This window comes from Mesorhizobium sp. M2A.F.Ca.ET.037.01.1.1, assembly GCF_003998075.1.
In the GTDB taxonomy this organism is placed as follows: domain Bacteria; phylum Pseudomonadota; class Alphaproteobacteria; order Rhizobiales; family Rhizobiaceae; genus Mesorhizobium.
Map to the genome: position 1 here is coordinate 1 of NZ_RZSA01001385.1, position 1,280 is coordinate 1,280.

1 protein-coding gene and 1 pseudogene are annotated in these 1,280 nt (G+C 63.4%); both read right to left on the minus strand.

The window, feature by feature from the left end; genetic code table 11:
* Nucleotides 1-174 precede the first annotated feature (174 nt).
* The gene (locus tag EOA27_RS36955) at nucleotides 175-951 is read right to left on the minus strand and encodes an SDR family oxidoreductase (RefSeq protein ID WP_126081419.1); all 777 of its coding nucleotides are present in this window, start codon (nucleotides 949-951) and stop codon (nucleotides 175-177) included.
* A 16-nt stretch (nucleotides 952-967) separates the two neighbouring features.
* Nucleotides 968-1,280: pseudogene (locus tag EOA27_RS36960) on the minus strand (phosphotransferase family protein); the annotation flags it as partial.

The following is a 1,280-nucleotide window of genomic DNA, read 5'->3' on the forward strand; positions in this document are numbered from 1 at the left end:
ATTATATACGCTGTACGGAAACGGACAAGAGAGCAGGCTGGTTCCCTTGCGTGCGCTCCAACCTCTGTTAAACGCAATTCCAGACGGAAAACCGCTGAGGCACTTTTCCTGGAATTGCGCTTTGTCAGACGCAATTCCGGACGGAAAACCGCAAAACACTTTTCCTGGAATTGCTCAGATCGCCCCGATGCCGCCGTCGAGCGCCAAAGCATGGCCGGTCATGAAGGAATTGGCCGGGTCGGCGAGGAACAGGATGCCGGTCGTGATCTCGTCGACCTCGCCGATACGCTTCATCGGCACGCCGCGCGTGAGCTCGGCAAGCGCTTCGGCTTCGGGCGCTCCAGTGAAGCGGACGAAGCCGTCGACCATCGCCGTCCTGGTGTGCGCGGGACAGACGGCGTTGATGCGGATGCCCTTGCTGGCATATTCCACGGCGGCCGAGCGCGTCAGCCCGACGACGCCATGCTTGGCGGCGGCATAGACCGAAAGCTTGGGCGCGCCGGAGAGACCGGCGACGGAGGCGATGTTGACGATGACGCCGCCCTTGCCGTTTTCCCTGAACTGCCGCTCCATCCGAGGGATCTGGTGCTTCATGGCGTAGAAGACGCCGAGCAGGTCGACCTCCACCACGCGGCGCGCCTCCTCGGACGTGACCTGCGGCAGACGTACGAAGTTGTGCACGATGCCGGCATTGTTGACGGCGATGTCGAGCCGGCCGAATTTTTCGACGGCCAGTTTGACAAGATCCTCCGAGAGCTTTTCATCGGCGATGTTGCCGGCAAGGATCGCGGTCTGGGCGTCGAGGGTTGCGGCGAAATCGGCAAGCGCGGCCTCGTTGAGGTCGGAAAGAACCAGCTGCGCGCCTTCGACGGCAAAGGCCTTTGCCGCGCCGCTGCCGAGACCGCCTATCGCACCGGTGATCAGCACCGTCATCCCATCGAAACGGCCCATTTGTCCGCTCTCCGCTTCAGCTCTTCTTGTCGATCAGCTCCACCGCCAGCGCGGCAAGCAGTTTGACGGCCTCTCCGTAGGTCTTGGCCCTCTCGGGATTGGAGGCATTGCCGTCCAGCGCGCGGCGATAGACGCCCTGGCAGATCGCCGCCAGCCGAAAGAATGAGAAGGCCAGGAAGAAGGTCCAGTTGCCGATCTCGTCAAGGCTGCGCCGCTTGCAATAGGCCGCGACATAGGCCTCCTCGGACGGCAGGCCGGCGGCGACGCGGTCGACGCCGCCGAGGCCGCGAAAGCCCGAGGCATGCGGCAGCCGCCACTGCATGCATTGA